Source organism: Haloterrigena salina JCM 13891, assembly GCF_000337495.1.
Lineage (GTDB): Archaea > Halobacteriota > Halobacteria > Halobacteriales > Natrialbaceae > Haloterrigena > Haloterrigena salina.
Window position 1 is genome coordinate 56484 of the sequence record NZ_AOIS01000029.1, and the last position, 18725, is coordinate 75208.

17 protein-coding genes and 1 pseudogene are annotated in these 18725 nt (G+C 66.5%); 9 read left to right on the forward strand and 9 right to left on the reverse strand.

Features of this window, described 5'->3' with window-relative positions:
• The first annotated feature begins 165 nt into the window (after positions 1-165).
• On the forward strand, positions 166-1155 hold the full coding sequence (locus C477_RS07725) for an NAD-dependent epimerase/dehydratase family protein (RefSeq protein WP_008893904.1): 990 nt from the start codon (positions 166-168) through the stop codon (positions 1153-1155).
• Positions 1156-1234: 79 nt separating this feature from the next.
• Complete coding sequence (locus C477_RS07730; RefSeq protein ID WP_008893905.1) at positions 1235-2296, forward strand: NAD(P)-dependent glycerol-1-phosphate dehydrogenase; 1062 nt, start codon at positions 1235-1237, stop codon at positions 2294-2296.
• Positions 2297-2302: 6 nt separating this feature from the next.
• Here the strand turns inward: C477_RS07730 and C477_RS07735 are convergent, their stop codons facing one another.
• The 3 genes from C477_RS07735 to C477_RS07745 all read right to left on the reverse strand — a co-directional run bounded on the left by C477_RS07735 (position 2303) and on the right by C477_RS07745 (position 6006).
• Positions 2303-3124 (reverse strand): ABC transporter permease, encoded by an 822-nt coding sequence (locus C477_RS07735; protein WP_008893906.1) that lies wholly within the window; start codon positions 3122-3124, stop codon positions 2303-2305.
• Positions 3121-4077: an ABC transporter ATP-binding protein gene (locus C477_RS07740; RefSeq protein ID WP_008893907.1), complete on the reverse strand. Its 957-nt coding sequence runs from the start codon at positions 4075-4077 to the stop codon at positions 3121-3123. The genes C477_RS07735 and C477_RS07740 overlap by 4 nt, the downstream gene beginning before the upstream one ends.
• A 108-nt stretch (positions 4078-4185) precedes the next feature.
• The gene (locus C477_RS07745; RefSeq protein WP_008893908.1) at positions 4186-6006 is read right to left on the reverse strand and encodes a S9 family peptidase; all 1821 of its coding nucleotides are present in this window, start codon (positions 6004-6006) and stop codon (positions 4186-4188) included.
• A 315-nt stretch (positions 6007-6321) separates the two neighbouring features.
• Between C477_RS07745 and C477_RS07750 the strand changes: the two genes are divergently transcribed.
• From C477_RS07750 to C477_RS24485, 3 genes and pseudogenes are all read left to right on the forward strand, one after another.
• Positions 6322-6954 carry a hypothetical protein gene (locus C477_RS07750; protein ID WP_008893909.1) on the forward strand — a complete coding sequence of 211 codons (633 nt, stop codon included), beginning with the start codon at positions 6322-6324 and terminating at the stop codon, positions 6952-6954.
• 205 nt (positions 6955-7159) lie between these two features.
• Positions 7160-8221, forward strand: coding sequence for a glycosyltransferase (locus C477_RS07755; RefSeq protein WP_008893910.1), 1062 nt, complete (start codon positions 7160-7162; stop codon positions 8219-8221).
• Positions 8221-8448: pseudogene (locus tag C477_RS24485) on the forward strand (HIT family protein); the annotation flags it as partial. The gene C477_RS07755 and the pseudogene C477_RS24485, both read left to right, overlap by 1 nt.
• Positions 8449-9164: 716 nt before the next feature.
• Here the strand turns inward: C477_RS24485 and trpB are convergent.
• The 4 genes from trpB to C477_RS07770 form a co-directional block, all read right to left on the reverse strand.
• The gene (trpB, locus tag C477_RS07760; RefSeq protein WP_008893911.1) at positions 9165-10322 is read right to left on the reverse strand and encodes a tryptophan synthase subunit beta; all 1158 of its coding nucleotides are present in this window, start codon (positions 10320-10322) and stop codon (positions 9165-9167) included.
• A 161-nt stretch (positions 10323-10483) separates the two neighbouring features.
• Entirely contained in the window at positions 10484-11467 is a 984-nt protein-coding gene (locus tag C477_RS07765) for a YeiH family protein (RefSeq protein WP_008893912.1), read from the reverse strand.
• Between the two features lie 4 nt (positions 11468-11471).
• A complete protein-coding gene (locus C477_RS24020; protein WP_008893913.1) occupies positions 11472-11612 on the reverse strand; it encodes a hypothetical protein in 141 nt (46 codons plus the stop codon).
• 144 nt (positions 11613-11756) lie between these two features.
• Positions 11757-13442 (reverse strand): NADH-quinone oxidoreductase subunit D, encoded by a 1686-nt coding sequence (locus C477_RS07770; protein ID WP_008893914.1) that lies wholly within the window; start codon positions 13440-13442, stop codon positions 11757-11759.
• Positions 13443-13797: 355 nt separating this feature from the next.
• Here C477_RS07770 and C477_RS07775 point away from each other — a divergent pair, with 355 nt between their 5' ends.
• The 3 genes from C477_RS07775 to C477_RS07785 all read left to right on the forward strand — a co-directional run bounded on the left by C477_RS07775 (position 13798) and on the right by C477_RS07785 (position 15666).
• The gene (locus C477_RS07775) at positions 13798-14688 is read left to right on the forward strand and encodes an acyltransferase (RefSeq protein WP_049914405.1); all 891 of its coding nucleotides are present in this window, start codon (positions 13798-13800) and stop codon (positions 14686-14688) included.
• Positions 14689-14781: 93 nt separating this feature from the next.
• Positions 14782-15111, forward strand: coding sequence for a DUF7577 domain-containing protein (locus C477_RS07780; protein WP_008893916.1), 330 nt, complete (start codon positions 14782-14784; stop codon positions 15109-15111).
• 234 nt (positions 15112-15345) lie between these two features.
• On the forward strand, positions 15346-15666 hold the full coding sequence (locus C477_RS07785) for a HalOD1 output domain-containing protein (protein WP_049914407.1): 321 nt from the start codon (positions 15346-15348) through the stop codon (positions 15664-15666).
• A 124-nt stretch (positions 15667-15790) separates the two neighbouring features.
• On the opposite strand, the gene C477_RS07790 is transcribed toward C477_RS07785, so the two are convergent.
• A complete protein-coding gene (locus tag C477_RS07790) occupies positions 15791-16540 on the reverse strand; it encodes a hypothetical protein (protein WP_008893918.1) in 750 nt (249 codons plus the stop codon).
• 242 nt (positions 16541-16782) lie between these two features.
• Here C477_RS07790 and C477_RS07795 point away from each other — a divergent pair, with 242 nt between their 5' ends.
• Complete coding sequence (locus C477_RS07795) at positions 16783-17028, forward strand: hypothetical protein (protein WP_008893919.1); 246 nt, start codon at positions 16783-16785, stop codon at positions 17026-17028.
• 161 nt (positions 17029-17189) lie between these two features.
• Here C477_RS07795 and C477_RS07800 read toward each other — a convergent pair whose 3' ends face one another.
• Positions 17190-18608: a CARDB domain-containing protein gene (locus tag C477_RS07800; protein ID WP_008893920.1), complete on the reverse strand. Its 1419-nt coding sequence runs from the start codon at positions 18606-18608 to the stop codon at positions 17190-17192.
• Positions 18609-18725: the final 117 nt, after the last annotated feature.

Sequence of the window (18725 nt, forward strand, 5' to 3'; positions counted from 1 at the left end):
GGCTACGACGAACGGGGAAAAAGAACCAGTTCGTGCCGCGAGTGACTTTCGTCCGCGTCGAGTGGTCACTGTCGGCGCGGCGGTCGACCGGGCTCGCCGACGGCGAGCGGGTCAAACCGCCGTCCGGTTCGCCACCGTTTTCCACGCGACCGTCGAGGATCGGATATGGACGATGCACTCGTTATCGGCGGCACGCGCTTTATCGGGCGCCACCTCGTCGAAGAACTCCTCGAGCACGACTACGACGTGACGATCCTCAATCGCGGGAGCCACGAGAATCCCTTCGCGGACGACGACCGAGTCGACCGCGTCGAGGGCGACCGGACGAACGAAGCGGCCCTCGAGGCGGCCGCGACGACCGTCGACCCCGACGCGGTCTTCGACTGCGTGGCCTACCAGCCCCGGGACGTCCGCGAGGCGACGCGGATCTTCGCGGACTGCGAGGCCTACGTCTACGTCTCCAGCGGCTCGGCCTACGGCCGCGAGGACATTCCCAAGCGGGAGAACGAGACGCCCCTCGAACCCTGTACGCCCGACCAGGCGACCGACGACTCGATGGAGACCTACGGCAATCGGAAGGCCGAGGGCGACCGGGCCGTCTTCGCGGCCGCCGAGCAGGGGGTGAACGCGATGAGCGTCCGCCCGCCGGTCGTCTACGGTCCCCACGACTACACGGAGCGCCTCGACTGGTGGATCGACCGCGTGAACCGCTTCGACCGCGTCGTCGTCCCCGGCGACGGCACCAACGTCTGGCACCGCGCGTACGTCGAGGACGTCGCCAGTGCGCTCCGGATCGTCGCCGAGCGCGGCGAGCCTGACGAGGCCTACAACGTCGGCGACCGACGGCTCGTCACGCTCGCGGAGATGGTCGAACTGATCGCGGACCGGCTCGAGACCGACGTCGAAATCGTCACCGCCGGCCCGCGCGAACTCGCCGCCGGCGACATCGAACTCGACGACTACGTGCTCTATCGGGACTACCCGCACGTCCTCTCGACGGCGAAACTCGCCGATCTGGGCTGGGAGGCGACTTCGCCCACTGAGGCGATGGACCGCGCGGTCGACGCCCACCTCGAGAGCGACCGCGACGGGAGCGAGCACGGTCCCGAACGGGACGCCGAGGAGCGTGTGCTGGGGATTCTGGACACCGTCTGACGGCCGACGGGGCGGCGGCTCGAGTTCCCGACGGATACGACAGGAAAAACACATAGCCCGCGGGTGAGTGAGGAACCGTATGTTCGAGAAGTCGACGTGGATTCGCCTGCCGCGCAACGTCGTGGTCGGGCACGGCGTCATCGACCGAGTCGTCGACGTCGTCGACGATCTGCACCTGCAGGGCCGGCCGCTGTTCGTGACCAGTCCGACGCCGAAGGACGTCGCGGCGGACCCGATCGCCGCCGATTTCGAGGCCGCCGGGATCGACCCCGCAGTCGTCACCGTCGAGACGGCGTCCTTCGAGGCCGTCGAGGACGTGATCGAGGCCGCCGAGGCCGCCGAGGCCGCCTACCTGATCGGCATCGGCGGCGGCAAGGCCATCGACATCGCCAAGATGGCCAGCCACCACCTCGAGATGGGCTTTCTGTCGGTGCCGACGGCGGCCAGTCACGACGGCGTCATCAGCAATCGGGGCTCCGTCCCGGACGGTGACACCCGCCACAGCGTCGCGGCCAAGCCGCCGCTGGCGGTCGTCGCCGACACCGAGGTGCTCTCGCAGGCCCCGTGGGAACTGACGACCGCGGGCTGTGCGGACATCATCTCCAACTACACCGCGGTGATGGACTGGCGGCTCGCCAAACGGCTCAAGGACGTCGAGTACTCCGAGTACGCCGCCGCGCTCTCGGAGATGACCGCTGAGATCTTAGTCGACAACGCCGACCTCATCCGCCCGGGACTCGAGGAGTCGGCCTGGGTCGTCAGCAAGGCGCTGATGTCCTCGGGGGTCGCGATGAGCATCGCCGACTCCTCGCGACCGGCCAGCGGCGCCGAACACCTCTTCTCACACCAGTTGGATCGGTTGGCGCCCGACGCGGCCCTCCACGGCCACCAGGTCGGCGTCGGCTCGATCATGACCGCCTACCTCCATGGCGGCGAGGACGGTATCTGGCGGGACATTCGGGACGCGCTGAACAGCATCGACGCGCCGACGACCGCCGCCGAACTCGGCATCGACGACGAGACGGTGCTCGAGGCGTTGACGACCTGCCACGCGATCCGCGATCGCTACACCATTCTGGGCGATGGGATGAACGAGCGGGCCGCGCTCGAGGTGGCGACGAAGACGGGCGTTATCGACTGATCGCGCTCAGCCCAGATCGGCCCGTTCGAACTTCCAGATGCCGAGCGCGAGCGGGACGACGAGCCACGCCAGCAGGATGACGATCATCATCTCGCCCTCGAGATACCACGGCTGATCCTGGAAGGCCTCTTCGGGCAGGTCCGCGAGGAAGATGTTAAACGCTCTCGAGAACGCTATCATCGGACTCACAAGCGCCTCGATGAAGGTGAGCACCTCTCCGGAGAGATCGCGGCCGAGGACGTCGTTGAAGATCCAGCCGAGTGCGGTGTTCACCAGTCCGAACAGGACGAGAACGGTCGTCACGAAGAAGAAGGCGATCGTCCCGCCCATCGCCCGCGAGCGCGAGGCCGTCGCGGCGGAGATGCCGATCGCGATCGAGACGTACGTCAGCGTAAACAGGATCGTCAACGCGAGCGTACCGAGGAGCAACTCGAGGTCGACCGACGGATACCAGAGGTAGCCGAGGATCGTCCCGATGCCGAAGCCGAGGAGGATCGAAGCGACGACGACGCCCGACCGGGTGAGGAACTTCCCGAGGACGACCTCGCGACGACTGTTCGGGATCGAGAGCATGTACTTGATGCTGCCGGACTCGCGTTCGCCGGCGATGGCGAGATAGGCGGTCACGAGCGCGACGAGCGTGAGAACCAACGCTCCGGTGCCGGTCAGGCTCTGCAGGGCGTTTCGGAATTCGGGCTCCTCGGCGTTGTTCTGACCGAAGTAGAACATCGCTACCGCGAGAAGCAGGTAGAGGCTCGAGACGAACCAGACGATCTTCGCCCGGCGGACGTCGAGGAAGTCCTTCTTCGCGACGGCTAACGTGCTCATGCCGACACCTCCGGTGACGGTGTCTCGGCCTTCTCTTCGTCTCCCGCGCGCTCACCGTTCGTGTAGGTGTTGAACAGTTGCTCGAGCGAGGTGTCCTCGGAGATGATGTCCTTGACGGTCGTCGTCGCGGCGACGCGCTCGACGACGTCGACCTTGACCGAGGGGTCGGCGCAGGTCGCCGTGATCGTCGTCCCCTCGACGCTGACCGAGCGGACGCCCTCGACTCGTTCGAGGGCGAGCGAGTCGGGCACCGTCGCGACCTCGAGCGAGATCGGCGCGCCGAGGTCGAGGTCGCCCTGCAGGTCGTCGAGCGTGCCGGTCGCGACCAAGTTCCCCTCGTTCATGATGCCGATTCGGTCGCAGACGGCCTCGACCTCGCCGAGGATGTGACTCGAGAAGAAGACCGTAGTCCCCCGTTCGGCCTCCTGTTGGATGATCTCGCGCATCTCCTGCATTCCCGTGGGGTCGAGGCCCGAAGAGGGTTCGTCGAGGATGAGGAGGTCGGGGTCGCCGACCAGTGCCATGCCGAAGCCCAGTCGCTGGGTCATCCCCTTCGAGTAGCCGCCGGCGGCTCGATCGCCGTCTTCGCTGGTGAGCCCGACCCGCTCTAAGAGGGCGTCCGGGTCGTCGTCGGTTCCCTTGGTATCGATGACCCACTCGAGGTGTTCGCGCGCGGTGAGCCGATCGTAGACGCTCGCGCCTTCGGGGAGGACGCCGATTCGGTGGCGGATCTCGTCGGTGTCGGCCTGCGCGTCGAGTCCGAGCACCGTCGCGGTTCCGTCGGAGGGGCGAACGAAGTCCAATAGCATGTTGATCGTCGTTGACTTCCCGGCGCCGTTCGGGCCGAGGAAGCCGAAGACTTCGCCGTTTTCGACGGTCAAGTCGAGGCCGTCGACCGCGAGGACGTCCCCGCCGTACCGTTTGGTCAGGGCGGTCGTTTTGATAGCGGGCATACATGTCTCTCCAGACCGATGAACTGTAAGTCTTGCTAAGGTATTGGGGAACGATTAACGTCCGATACGAGCTAACAAAACTGGCGGCCCGAATCCGTCTCGAGTCGATCAGACGTGTTCGTCGAGGAAGTCCGCGATCGCGGAGTAGGCCTCGATGCGGTTCTCGAGCTTCGAGAAGCCGTGGCCCTCGTCCTCGAAGATCAGTTTTCGGACGGGGACGCCCTGTTTCTCGGCTTTCTCGGCGATCTGCTCGGCCTCGCCGACGGGGACGCGCGGGTCGTTCGCGCCGTGGAGGACGAACAGCGGCGCCTCGATGTTCTCGATGTTGTTCGTCGGCGAGATTTCCTCTAAGAACTCGCGGTCCTCCGCGAGCGAGCCGTACTCGGCCTCACGGAGTTCGCGGCGCCAGTCGCCCGTGTTCTCGAGGAACGTGACGAAGTTGGCGATGCCGACGACATCGATGCCGGCGGCCCAGAGGTCGGGGTACTCGGTCAGAGCGGCCAGCACCATGAAGCCGCCGTAGGAGCCGCCCTTGGCGGCGATCCGATCGGGGTCGACGGCGGGGTGCTCTCGAAGCCATTCCACGCAGGCCTCGATGTCGGCGACCGAATCCATCCGCTTCTCGACGTCGTCGAGGCTGGCGTAGTCGGCGCCGTAGCCCGACGAGCCCCGGACGTTGGGTTCGAAGTAGGCGTAGCCCCGGTCGAGGAAGTACTGTTTGACGGACGAGAAGGAGGGCCGACGCTGGCTCTCCGGGCCGCCGTGGATGTCGACGATGACCGGCGTCTCACCGTCTTCGGCGTCGTCGGGAAGCGTCAGAAAGCCCGGTACCTCGAGCCCGTCGAAGCTCTCGACGTGGACCAGTTCGGAGTCGTCGAACGATTCGGGGGGGATGCCCGCCGTCGGCGCGCTCGTCCACTGTTCGGTCTCGCCGCTCTCGACGTCGACCACGAAGACGTTCGTGTTGACCGCGTCGCCGGTCGTCGACAGCGCGAAGCGCTCGGCGTCGGGGTCGAAGCTCACGCCGCCGGAGATGCCGCCCGGGAGGTCGGGTTCGGGGAAGGTCTCGAACGCGGTGGGATCGCTCTCGTCGAATTCGCCCACGGTCAGGTCGGTATAGCCCTCCACGTTCCGGGAGTAGACGAACCGGCCCGTCTCGTCGTCCAGCGCGATGCCGCCGACGTTCCACCCGTCTCCGTCGGCGACCGTCTCGAGGGCTCCGCTCTCGAGGTCGAGATACGCGAGGTAGAGGGTCTCAGCGTCGCCCTCGTCAGTGACGAGGTAGATACCTTCGCCGTCCGGGGCCCAACTGGCGCTCTGATAGCGGACGTCGCCCTCGTGGGGCGTGAGGTGCTCGAGGTCGGGCTCGTCGGCCGCGAGGTCGAGCACGTACAGCTCCTGGTCGAAGTTGGAGTAGGCCTGAGAGACCAGCAGCCGGGAGTCGTCGGGGCTCCAGCCGGACAGCGAGAGCCAGCCGTCGCCCTCGTAGACGAGTTCCGCGTCCGCTCCCCGCTCGTCGCGGTCTTGGACGTAAATGTCGAAGACCGACTCGTCGCGGCGGTTGGAGGCGAAAGCGAACCGCTCGCCGTCGTGGCTCCAGCCGCCCCACCGGTGTTTGGCGTCGGGCATCGCCGTCAGGTTCTCGATTTCGCCCGTCTCGGCGTCGAGTGTGAAGAGTTGGGCGCGCTCGTTGCCGCCCTCGTCCATCCCGAAGATCAGTTCCGGCCGCTCGGGCGACCACGAGGCGAAGGTCACCCGCTCGTCGTAGAAGGTCCGCTGTTCGGGCCACGCGCGGGGTTCCTCGAGCGTCCAGACCTGGGGCGTCCCGGTCGTGTTCATCAGGAAGGAGAGCCGCTCGCCGTCCGGACCGAAGGAGGTCCCGTAGGCGCTTCGAATATTGAGGTAGCGTTCGATCTCGTAGCTGCCCATACACGGGGATGACGCCTCGAGTGGGTAGTGGTTTGGGTTGAGGCGATGCCGTTGCCGGGAATCGACGAGCCCCGACCGCCCGCCGCCGGTCGCAGTCGAGAGCGATCGCGCGCCGAACCGCGTTGTCCCAAATCGGTTCGGCATCGCAGCGCGGCTAGGGTGATCTTACAGCGACGAGCGATCGAGTCCGCGGGCGAAACGATCGATTCCGGCGCCTGCGGCGTGCACGCCCGCGCAGAGCGCCGTTCGACTCGACGACTCGACACCTGATCGCAACGCGTAACAAACTGCCTCGAGCCGAAAGCCTGCGATACGATGCAAGATACTGGGGGCGAACCCGACGGCGGCGAGCGCGTCTCGACCGGCGCGGTCCTCGCGATGGTGGTCGTCGTGCTCGTCGCGTTCGGGCTGACGATCGCCGCGATCGGCGTCGGATTTTCGACGGGCGAGTCGGAGACCACCGACAGCGAGGAGTCGGTCGATATCGACGGGCTCGAGGACGACGGGGCTGCGGCCGAGGAAACCGAGGACGCCGCGGCCAACGACTCTCCGGACCGAGACGAGGGCGCTGACGGGAACGATTCGGACGACGGGAACGACTCGAGCGAGAGCGAGTCAGCTGACGGGGGTGTCGACGACGAGGACGGTGAAGACGCGGAGAACGATTCGGGAGACGAAGGCAGCGAAGGCGATGAGGACGGCGGGGAAGACGAGACGGACAGTAACGAGACCGACACGGACGGTGACGAGTCGGACGAGAACGCTGAAACCGGCGAAGGAGACGGTGCTGACGACGAAAACGACACGGCCGGTGAATCCACAGCGGAGGACGACAGTTCGGAAGACGCGGCGACCCCGGCGGAAGGCGACGGCGACGACGGGAGTTCCATCGTCGAGCGAATCACCGGCTTCTTCAGCGACGTGCTCCCGGTCGGTGACGGCGAGTGATCGGTTCGAAACGGACCGAGGGCCGCAGCGTCCGATCCGGCCGTGTTATTCGGCTCTCGTTCCAGCGCAGGACTCGATCGTCTCGCTCGAGAGTCGCTCGGTTCGCGGGACTCGAGACGCACCGACGTCACCTCGCGACGAGCGTCGGTGCGTCAACGGGACGAAAAAAGTGACTTTATAGCCGGGGGGTGCGTGGCGACCGAGTATGCGAATCGCGTTCGTCTCGCTCGAAACGGTACGCCACCGCGATACCGAGACGAACCGGCGCCTCCAGTCGACGCTCGAACTCCTGGCCGATGCGGGCCACGACGTCCACCTGTTCTGTGCGCGATTTTGGGACGGCGACTCGCCGACGCTCGAGCGCGACGACGTCACCTACCGGGCCGTCACGGACGACCCCGACGCCCGGCGCTCGTTTTGCCTTCGGCTTCCGTTCGACCTCGGGGCGGCCGGACCGGATATCGTCCACGCGACCGCCCGGCCGCCGACCGCGCTACTGGCGGCCGGCTGGGGGGCGCGGATCGCGCGAGCGCCGCTGGTCGCCGAGTGGTACGGCGACGGCGGCGTCGACGACGACTGGTGGACCAGGCGGGCGACGGGACGGGCCGATCGGATCGTCGCACCCTCGGAGCTCGTCGCCACGTGGGTCCGCGAACGCGGCGCCGACGGCGACCGCGTCGAGACGGTGCCCAATCCGATCGACCTCGAGCGCGTTCGGGACGTGTCGCCCGACGACCGCGTCGACGTGGTCTACGCCCGGCGGCTCGACGAGGGGGCGAACCTCGAGAGCCTCCTGCTCGGGCTGGCGGAACTCCGCGGTCGCGACTGGACCGCGACCGTGATCGGCGACGGGCCCGAACGTGAGGCCTACGAGCGACTCGCGAGGGACCTCCGGATCGAAGACCGACTCTCCTTTGTCGGTGACTGCTCGCTCGAGGAGCGGATCGCGGCCTACCGCGGGGCCCACGTCTTCGCGCAGACGGCCGAACACTGCGTGTTCCCCACGGAGATGCTGTGGGCGCTGGCCGCCGGCTGCGTCGGCATCGTCGAGTACCACGTCGATTCGAGCGCCCACGAACTCGTCGAGGGCTGGGAGCGGGGCTTCCGGACGACCAGCGAGGACGAACTCGCCGACGCCATCCTCTCGGCCGGTGACCTCGAACACCGGACGTTCGACGACCGGTTCGCCGACTACGATCGGTCGGCGGTCGCCGAGCGGTACCTCGAGCAGTACCGGATGCTTCGGGAGGAGTACGGGCTGTTATAAGCGACGTTGTCGCCGTCTTCGAGACGATCCGAGAAGTCGCTGGCGCGATCCTCGATCCCGACGGCTTCAGCGTCTTTCACACCAGCGGGCCGTTAGTCGGCACCGTCGAACACGCCTCCAGCCACCTCCTGCCGCGGGACACCACCGATAACGTCTCGCTGTCGCGTGACCGACTCGCGTCCGACGAGGCGGCGGCGCTGGCGGATCGCGTGCGCGACGGACTGTAACAGACGAGATGTGGCGCGGCGCGGTAGCAGGAGAACTTCGGGTAGGTCCGTTGCAGAACTGTTTGACGCCTCCCGAGAGTACGGACGGTCTCGAGCGCGTACCAATCGAATTCGGTCGCGGTGGCGAACGCTGGCGATCGGTCCGAACGACTGTGAGGACCGATCGACGGAGTCGTGCGAGAGATGAGCGAGCGGTGTGAGGGATGAACGGAGTGAATCCCTCGGAAGCGAACGGTGACCACCGGGAACCGTAAGTAGTGAGCGAATCGGTTGGGGAGGGTGGGAAACCCCTGTTGCCACGATAGTAGGACCCTTTGTTTTACTTCCAACCTCTCGAACCCCTCGCCCAATTATAGCAGATAGTAACACGATCGCATTATCCAGACTCTGGGCTGAAACGGGGTTAGATAATTCGCCGAGTACATCCGCTTACTGAACGTTCTTATTTCATAATATTTTAGTGAACAGCCTAAGGGCACATCTGTATGGACCCCAAAGATTACGTGATTATGTATATCCTCAACGTGATTGCTACCGTCGTTGGAATCTTTGTGTACGTCACTATTGGCGGCTCGTTCTAAGTAGAGGCCTCTTCGGACTGCACAAGACTACACCGCTGCCGAACACGACTTCCCCTCTCACGCTGAATAAAGAAAATGTACTATCAACGACTAATCAATAACGCGAGAGCCGAACGCGAAACTCTCGTTTCCTCGCTACTGTGAGAGGTCGAACTTCGAGGCCGCGGTCTCCATGTCCTTGTCGCCCCGGCCGGAGAGATTGACGAGGATCGTCTCGTGGTCGCCCGCTTCGGCCAACTGGATCGCCCGCGCGATCGCGTGGCTGGACTCGAGAGCCGGGATGATCCCCTCCGTTTCGCTCAGTTCGCGGAAGGCAGCGAGCGCTTCCTCGTCGGTGATCCCGGTGTACTCGCAGCGCCCGACCGCGCGGAACATGGCGTGTTCGGGGCCGACGCCGGGGTAGTCGAGCCCCGCGGATACCGAGTGGACCTCGACGTCGTCGTCGAGCACGCGCGTCTTCATCCCGTGGATGACGTCGTCTGTCCCGCTCGCGAGCGGCGCGGCGTGGCGGTTCGAGTCGCTCCCCTCGCCGCCGCCCTCGGCGCCGTAGAAGTCGACGTCGTCCTCGCGGAAGGCGTGGAAGAGCCCGATGGCGTTCGAGCCACCGCCGACACAGGCGACCGCGGCGTCGGGCAACTCGCCCGTCCGGTCCTGAAACTGCTCGCGGGCTTCGCGACCGATGACGCTCTGGAAGTCCCGGACCATCCGCGGGAACGGGTCGGGACCGACGACGCTGCCCACGAGGTAGTGGGTGTTCTCGACGTTCTCCGCGAAGTCCTCGAGGGCCGCGTCCACGGCGTCGGCCAACCCCTCGTCGCCGCGGGTCACCTCGTTGACCTCGGCGCCCATCAGCCGCATCCGGAAGACGTTCATCTCCTGCCGTTCGACGTCTTTCTTCCCCATGTAAATCTCCGTCTCGAGGCCCAGCAGGGCGCCGACCATCGCGGTCGCGGTGCCGTGCTGGCCGGCGCCGGTCTCGGCGATGAGCCGCTCTCGGCCGGATTGCTTGGCCAGCAGGGCCTGGCCGAGCGCGTTGTTGATCTTGTGTGCGCCGCCGTGGAGCAGGTCCTCCCGCTTGAGGTAGATTTCGGCGCCGTACCGGTCGCTCAGGTTGCTGGCGTAGTACAGCGGCGTCGGTCGCCCGGCGAACTCCTCGAGGAGTCCGCGTAGCTCCGATTGAAAGTCGTCGGTCTCGGCGACCTCGTCGTAGGCGGTTGCGAGCTGTTCGAGCGGCTCCTGCAGGGGATCGGGGACGTGTCGTCCGCCGTATCCCTCGAATGCGCCGTCAGACATACGTTCGCAGTGGCGCGCCGACGCCAAATAGATTCCGTGGGCGAACCCCGATTCGATCGCGCTTTGCTCGCGGCCGGGGGAGCCGACCGGTGAGGATGGACACCGGGTCGCCGGCGCCTGCGAACACGTGTGATATGGGCAGCTACCTTCGATTCCCTCGGTCAAAACAGTACCAGCAACGCCGCGAGCGAGAGCGCGCTGCTGACGAGCAACGCCAGTAGAACGACGACGGCGGGCATCGGCCCGGTCGCCCGGAGATCGGCGAGCCGGATCTCGGTTCCGAGGCCGACGAACGCGAGCACGAACAGCCAGTCGTAGGCGTTCTCGATCGAGGTCACCTGGGCCGAAGAGAGGACGCCCGCGCTCGAGACGACGGCGAGCGCGAGAAAGCCCAGCACGAACGTCGGGAACTCGTTCCAGAGCGTCCGGACGGAGGGGCGACCGCCGCCACCCGCGTGGGCGTAGTAACTCGCGTACGCGAGGACGACGACGCCGATCAGAGCGTTTCGCGCTAACTTCGTCATCGTCGCCCACTGGCCGGCGACGTCGGAGTGGGCGAAGCCGACGGCGACGACGGGCCCCGTCGAGAACATACTGACGCCGGCCCACGTGCCGAACACCATCCCGGAGAGGTCCAGCAGGTCGCCGACGATCGGGTAGACGACGATCGTGATCGCGTCGAACAGCAGGACCGTCGCGGCCGCGTAGGCGATCTGTTCCTCGCGGGCGCTGACGGCACCCGCGACCGCGACGACCGCCGAGACGCCGCAGATACTGGCGCCGGCCGCGAGCAGCGACCCCATCCGATCGGCGAGCCCGAACACGTTGCGCGCGAGGAACTCGACGGCGAGCAGCGTCGTCGCGGTCACGCCGACGACGAGCACCAGGACGAGTCCGCCGACCTCGAGGACGGTCCCGAGCGAGATCGACGCGCCCATGAGCACGATTCCCCCGGCCAGCCACAGGCCGTGCGTCGCGATCCCGGGCTCGAGGCGGTCGGGAATGCCTACGGCGTTCGTCGCGACGAACCCGAGCGCGATCGCGAGCAGGAGCCGGTTGAACCCCAGCGAGACGGCGAGCGCTCGGGCGAGTATCGCGCCGAGACAGAGGGCCAGCAGCCCCGGCAACAGTCGACGGCCGTTCATCGCATCATCGCGGGACCTGCAGTTCGAACGCGCTCGCCGGTGCGACGATCGCCGCGCCGACGCGGACGCTCCGCCAGTCGCGCTCGAGACCCCTCCGGCGATCCGTCGCGGCGACGGCGGTCGGCCGCCAGCCATCGATCGACATGTGTCCCGTGCTCGGGTGACGTCGCAGTTAACTGTTCTCGATTCCGTCGCCGGGAGCGCCACGTATTCCTTCGCGCTGCGACGACCGATCCGCCGAACGGATATCGTCGACGCGTTTCGCTGACTCGATCGGGAGCCGTCGATCTCAGCGGTCGACGCTTCCGAGGACGATATCCAGACTGCCGAGCGAGGCGATCAGGTCGGCGACGTACTCGCCGTTTGCCATCTCCGGCAGCGCCGAGAGGTTGTGAAAACACGGGCTGCGGATCTTGAAGCGGGCGGGCGAGTTCGAGCCGTCCGAGCGGACGTAGACGCCGAGTTCGCCCTTGGCGATCTCGACGGTGCGGTAGGTTTCGGTGCCCGCGTCCGGCTTGAGGGTCCGGGGGACGTTGCTCTGGACGGTCCGCTCGTCCTCGGGCCAGTCCTCGAGCAGGTCGAGACACTGCTCGATGATCTTGGCCGACTCCTCGACCTCCCGCAGGCGAACGAGGACCCGCGCGTGGTTGTCGCAGCCGTCCTCGGTGACGACGTCCCACTCGAGTTCGTCGTAGTAGCCGTAGGGATCGTCCCGGCGGACGTCGTAGTCGATGCCCGAGCCGCGGGCGACGGGGCCCGTACAGCCGTAGTCTTTCGCCACCTCGGGCTCGAGAACGCCGGTGTTTATCGTTCGGAGCTGGAAGATCTCGTTGCCGGTGAGCAGGTCGTGGTACTCGTCGACCTTGGACGGGAGTTCGTCGAGGAAGTCCCGACACTTCTCGATCCACTCCTCGCGGGGTTCGGGGAGGTCCCAGGCGACGCCGCCCAGCCGGAAGAAGTAGAACATCATCCGTTGGCCGGTCAGGTCCTCGAGGATGTCCTGGACGACCTCCCGATCGCGCATGCCGTACTGGAAGATGGCCGTGAAGTCGCCGTAGACGTCCAGCGCGAACGTCGAGACCGCGAGGAAGTGACCGAGCATCCGCCCGAACTCGACGGACATGGTCCGCAGGATCTGGGCGTACTCGGGGACCTCGATGTCCGCGAGATCCTCGATGGCGCGGGCGACCGCCCACTCGTTGGGGAGGTTCGCGGTGTAGTCCCAGCGGTCCGCGTAGGGGATGATCTGGTGGCGGTACGTGCCGTTCTGGCACATCTGCTCTTCACAGCGGTGGAGATAGCCGATATCGGGGTCGACGTCGACGACCGTCTCGCCGTCTAACACCGTCTCGAGGTGGAGCACGCCGTGGGTCGCCGGGTGGTGAGGGCCGATGTTCAGGAACATCGTGTCGCTCTCGGCCTCGCGGTGGTCCGGCTGGATCGGATTGGCGTGTTCGGTGTAGCTGACCACCTGGGGCTTCTCTTGGTCGTAGTCCAGCGTGAGCGGGTGGCCCTGCCACGACTCGGGCAGGAGGATGCGCCGCGGGTCGGGGTGGCCCTCGTACTCGATGCCGACGAGGTCGAAGGCCTCCCGCTCGTGCCAGTCGGCGGTCCGAAATACGGGTTCGGCGGTCTGACAGACGGGCTCGTGCTTCGGGAGCTGGACCACCAGCGTCACCTCGTGGGTGCGGTTCGCGTACTTCGTGAGGTGGAGGATCGACTCGTAGCGATCCTCGTACTCCTGGGGGGTGAGACACGACAGGTGGTCGAAGCCGGCTTCGTCGCGCAACAGCGCCAGCACCTCCTGGACGTCGTCCGGGCGGATCACGAATCCGGGCGCGTTCTCGTGTTCGTCCCGGCGGAGCGTGTACTCGGAGAGCAGCGACTCGAGGCGCTCCTCGTCGACGCCGTCCTCCCGGAGGTGGTCGTACTCCGGATCGATGCCCTTCGGTTCTCGCTGACGTTGTTCACTCATTGGATACCCGTGCGCCGACGAACGGGGCGCGCGTACCGAGCGTACGATTGACACGGAATTGAGGGTTTTCCCGGGTTACGGTGACTGTCGTCGCAGCCGACCGACCGAGCGACCGGCGGTTCCGACGTCTCGTCGTTCACTGCGACGTCACGTGTTCATTGGGCACAATTAGCACGACGAACTCGCGCCAGCGCCTCGAGACCACCTTCGGTGCGACCGGTACTTCCCTGAGGGCGTCCCCCGGTACTATCGCCGCCGACGGGGCCGCTCGCCGGCTTCTCGCGGTTTGGGACCGATCCGGCAAGCCGATTACTCAATCGAATCTCCTATGAACACGGCGACAATACTCCAGACTATGACAAAGCGGTACGTCTCGCTCCCCGGGGAGGCGGAGGCGGGAATGCGCGAGTTCATCGACGAGGTCGACCGGCGACTTTCGAGCGACGAGGACACCTGTTCGGTCGTCGAGGACGTCCTAATCGATCTCTCGGGCGACCGCGAGGCCTACGAGCGCTGGCGGAACGGCGAGTCGGTCTCGCCGGCCGAGCGCGTTCGGTTGCAGAGTTACGACCCCTGTAACACGACCCTCGAGAGCGAGTACTACGCCGAGAAGGACGAAGAAAAGTTCCGCCGCTCGAAGCACCTCCAGTGGCTGTGGCGGCAGTTCGACAGCCTGCCGATCGCGGACAACGTCGAGTTCGCGCTCCGATTCCGTCGGATGCTCGCCGAACACCTCTTCGAGGACTGCGGCGACGGCTGTCGCTTCTTCAAGGGGATCACGTTCACCTACGGTCACAACATCACGATCGGGGACAACACCGTCGTCCACGACGAGGTCCACTTGGACGACCGCGGGAAGCTGACCATCGGCGACCGCGTCTCGATCTCCGACGGCGTCCACATCTACAGCCACGACCACGACGTCGTCGATCAGACCGAGGTCCGCAACTACCACACCGTCGTCGAGGACGACGTCCGCCTCACCTACGACGCGATGGTCCGCGCGGGCTGTAAAGTCGGCGAGAACGCCATCGTCGGCGCGCGCGGCATCGTCCAGCACGACGTGCCCGCCCACCACATCGCCATCGGCACGCCCGCCAAGAGCGTCAAGATCAAACCCGGCTGGGAGGACGTCGCCACGCCGATCGACGAGGCCGGCGTCAACCGTCAGGAACAGCGCCGCATCGAGTACGATCTCCCCGACGATCTTGAGGTCTTCGACGAGTTCCAACGCGACCTCAGCTGACCGGTCGCCGAGCCTGTTAGTCGCCCCTTTCTGACTCTCAGCAATTCCTGAGGCGGGGAATATCCAAGTGCCTTGAGAACCTATCGCACACTGATGGAGCTCTGGGGCTGGCTCATCGGCTACGTGGTCTTGTTCGCCCTCCTCCACCTGGTACTGTACTACGTTTACCTCCGCGGGGACGACGGCGACAGCACGGGTTCGCCCTCGTTCGCCGACCCCGACCGCGCGAGTTCCCGCACCCCGCCGGGACCGGACCGGTATCCGCGCGCGGTCGACGACGTCGGCGACCCCGACGATCCCGAGGGCGACTACGACCTCGAGTTCGACGGCGAGACGATCCGCTGTCCCCACTGCGGCGTCCGGAACGAAGCCGACCAGACGTTCACCTACTGCTGGAACTGCATCTCGGCGCTCCGCCGGTGAGCCCGTCGCATCGGTCTCGATTCCGGTCGCCGCCTCGACGGTCGGGGACCGCCTCGCCGAAGTCCACCGAGAACCCGTCCTCGAGTCGGCCCTGTGCCCTTCGATTCGCCATTCTCGAAAAATAGACTGTCACATTGCGTAACGAATACTCGATACATCCGTCAAAATAACCGAGTAATGAACGATTACGCTTTTGGTCTTCAAGCACACAGTGGGCAGGGACGACGAACAGTCATGCACGGAAACCCTACTCACTCCCCCGCCTCGCAGTCTCGCTCTCCATCGGTCTACCGCGCAACGCACGACCCGGATAGTTCGGCCAGGCTCAGCACGACCGTGAGCCACGCGCTGGCCGACTGCATGGGTACCGACGTCACCGACGGATACGTCTCGCTGTACGACGCCATCGATCCCGAGGCTCTGGACAGACTCTTCCGCCCGCGCCACGACGGCCGCCAGCGAAGCGGCGGCTCGCTCGGCTTCACCGTCCGCGACCACTACGTGACGGTCTCGAGCGACGGCGAAATCCTGATCGAACCGCCCGCCAAGCGGTAACCTTCTTCTCGTCGATCGTCGGCGTCCGTCGCGTCCGAAGTGACGACGACGGCAACGAACCCTCTCCTCGCCCGTGAGGACTGCCGATGCGGCGACGACGGCCGCGAAAAGCAACTCGACCGGCCTACGCCGACAGCGCGTCCGCCAGCGTCTCGAGGTGATCGACGCCGACGACGGCGACGATGTCGTTCTCGGTCTCGGTTCGCAGCGCCTCGAGCCGATCGATCATGCAGCGCTCGCGGGTGTCGTCGCGGTAGGTGAGCGCGCTGCCCTCGGTCGCGACGCTGCCCAGCAGCGCCTGGACGCTGGCGACGTGGGAGCGCTCGTGGGCGGCCTGGCGCTCCGGCGTGTCGTCGTGGTCGCAGTCGTACTCGATCGGATCGTCGCAGGCGATGGTCATCGACGTCGCGTGGGTCAGCGTCGCCGCGACGCGACAGGTCAGCGCCTCCCGCGTCGCGCCGCCCAGACCGGAGAGGACGCGGCGGGCCGTCGACGGCGAGACGCGGTCGGCGATCAGCCGGGCCACGAGTCGCCGGACGAACGACCAGTTCGGCGCGTCGATGCCGACGACGTCGGCCTCGGGCGCCGCGTGGATCGCGGCGCTCATCTCGCCGCCGAAGCGGGGCGGGGACGACGCGGAGCCGTCGCGGGCGTAGGCGCGGTACAGCGGCAGAGCCGCCGACGGCAATTCGAGGGCGACCGTCTCGGGGTCGACCGACTCGAGGATGTGATCAACGCGCGCGATGCTTGCGGGGTGGTCGTGGACGACGCCGAGAAGAATACAGTCGCCCGACGACCCGGGCACCCGGCGGCAAAACTGGGGCGTGATCCGGGGGTCGTCGAACGACGCGGCGAAGGGAGGGGATTCGTCCATTGATCGACTGGTAATACGCGACTACCGGCATAACCCTTCTGTTGTGCACCGCTTCGAGCGGCGCCGAACGCCACTATCGCGCCGTAACCGGTGCCTACTCGAGCGATAACGGGCGAGCGGGCGATAACGGGCCGGTGACCGGCGGAACGGTTTCGGCTATTTATTGCTCGCGTCTGCCTGTCGTCGGCTAGTCGGTCCGGCCGCCGGACCGGACTCGACGCGCGAATCATCGTCGAACGAGTATGAGCGAGAGGACACTCACCGAAGCGGACGAGGGGAAACGGGTCCTGAACACCGACGGGACCGAAGTCGGCCGGCTGGTCGACGTCCACGACGGACGCGGCTACGTCGAACCGGATCCGAGTCTGACGGACACGATCGCGGCGAAACTCGGCTGGGGATCCAGAAGCGAGGAGGCCCACCCGCTCGACGAGGGTAGCATCGCGGAGATCACCGACGACGCGGTCCGCCTCCGCGGAACGCTCTAGTTTTGGCCGCTCGACTGCGAGTTCGTCCCTCCGGCCTGTCGGGCCGTCTCGATCGGGACGGGCGTATCGCTATCTCAACGCCTCGAGTCGAGGCCGTCGTCGCCGTCCGCGCTTCGAGGAACCGCTCCGCGGCGGCGTGACCGCTCTCGCGACCCGCGAACCTAGCTCTCGGTGCCGTAGACGGTGACCGACCGGACGGCCGAGTCGTCCGGGGTCTCGACCCGAACCGGGAACTCGGTCGTCTGGGCCGCCGGATAGGTCGTATAGCCAAGCGACACCGTCGTGCTCGCACCCGACTCGAGCGAGACGCTCGTCGAGTCGACCTGCTGGGGATCGTGACCGACGACGAGCGCGACGGTGCCCGAGGCCGATCCGCCGCCGGTGTTCTCGACGACCGCCGTCACCTCGAGTAAATCGCCGGCGTTGACGGGCGCGTTCGTTCCGGAGATCGAAACCGAGAGGGTCCCCTCGCCGCCGTCACCGGCTCTGCTCCTGATTTCCTCGAGACAGGATTGGGCCTGTGGGTTCGAGTGGGAGATCGTCGCGGTCGGATAGTCCGGCGGCAGCGTAATTCCGGTTAACACCGTCCCGAGCTCGCCGTAATCCGGAACCTCCACGCGAGCGCCGTCGGGCGTGGCGGAGACATCGCGTTCGTCGCCGATCTCGAAGACGATCGTGCCCGCGAACGGCGCGTCGACGTGGGCGCCGATCTCGATCCAGTCCTCGATGATCGTGTTCCCGTAGATCGGCTCGCCCCCGGCATCGTCGTAGAAGCCGGTGCTCGCCGCCACGTTGTCGCCGTCGCCGAACGTGCCCGAGACCTCGGCCCGCGTACACGAGGTGAAGGTCACGTTCGTCTCGACGGGATCGTCGTTCGTCCCGATCACGCGGACGGTCCGCTCTGCCGAATCGGACGAGCCGACCACCCGGGCCGGGAACTCCTGCGTGTTGGCGACGAGGGCCGTCTCGAACTCCAGGGTCACCAGTCGGCCGCCGGTGGACGGCACCGAAACGGTCGCCGAATCGACGGTCGTCGGATTGTGGCCGACGATCAACTCGACGGTCTCCGTCGTCGACACGTCGCCCTCGGTCTCGAGCCGTGCGGTCACCTCGAGGACTTCGCCGGTCGCGAGGGGATCATTTGTCCGGTAGATGTCGATCGCGACCGGTGGCGCGTCCGCGTAGACGAGGACGTTCGTGCGATCGGCCGCCCCGTCGACGACGACCCAGATCGGAAACTCCTGATCGTTGTCGACGATCGCCGTCTCGAACGTGAGTTCGACGGTCGCCGTGGCCCCGGCACCCACCTGTATCGACTGCGTGTCGACGACCGTCGGATCGTGGCCGACGACGAGCACGGCGTCGGTCGACAGGGACCCGCTGCCGCCGTACTCGACCGTCGCGGTCACCTCGAGGACGGCCCCCGTCTCGACCGGACTGTTCGTCTCCTGAATCGTTACGTCGATCGGTGCGTCCTGCATCGTCGTCCGCGCCGCGGCGGTCCCCGTAGCGGCGACGGGAACGAGCCCCCCGACCGCGACACCCTCGAGTACCCCTCGGCGCGTCGGTGTCTGCCACATGTTCGATCGAGGTCGGCGAACGATCGAAAAGGGTAGCGTCCGTTACATCTTCTAATCGGCGAATGCACCCCTTCTCCCGGTACTGGAGAGATTACAACTGACTGGTAACGGCTCCGT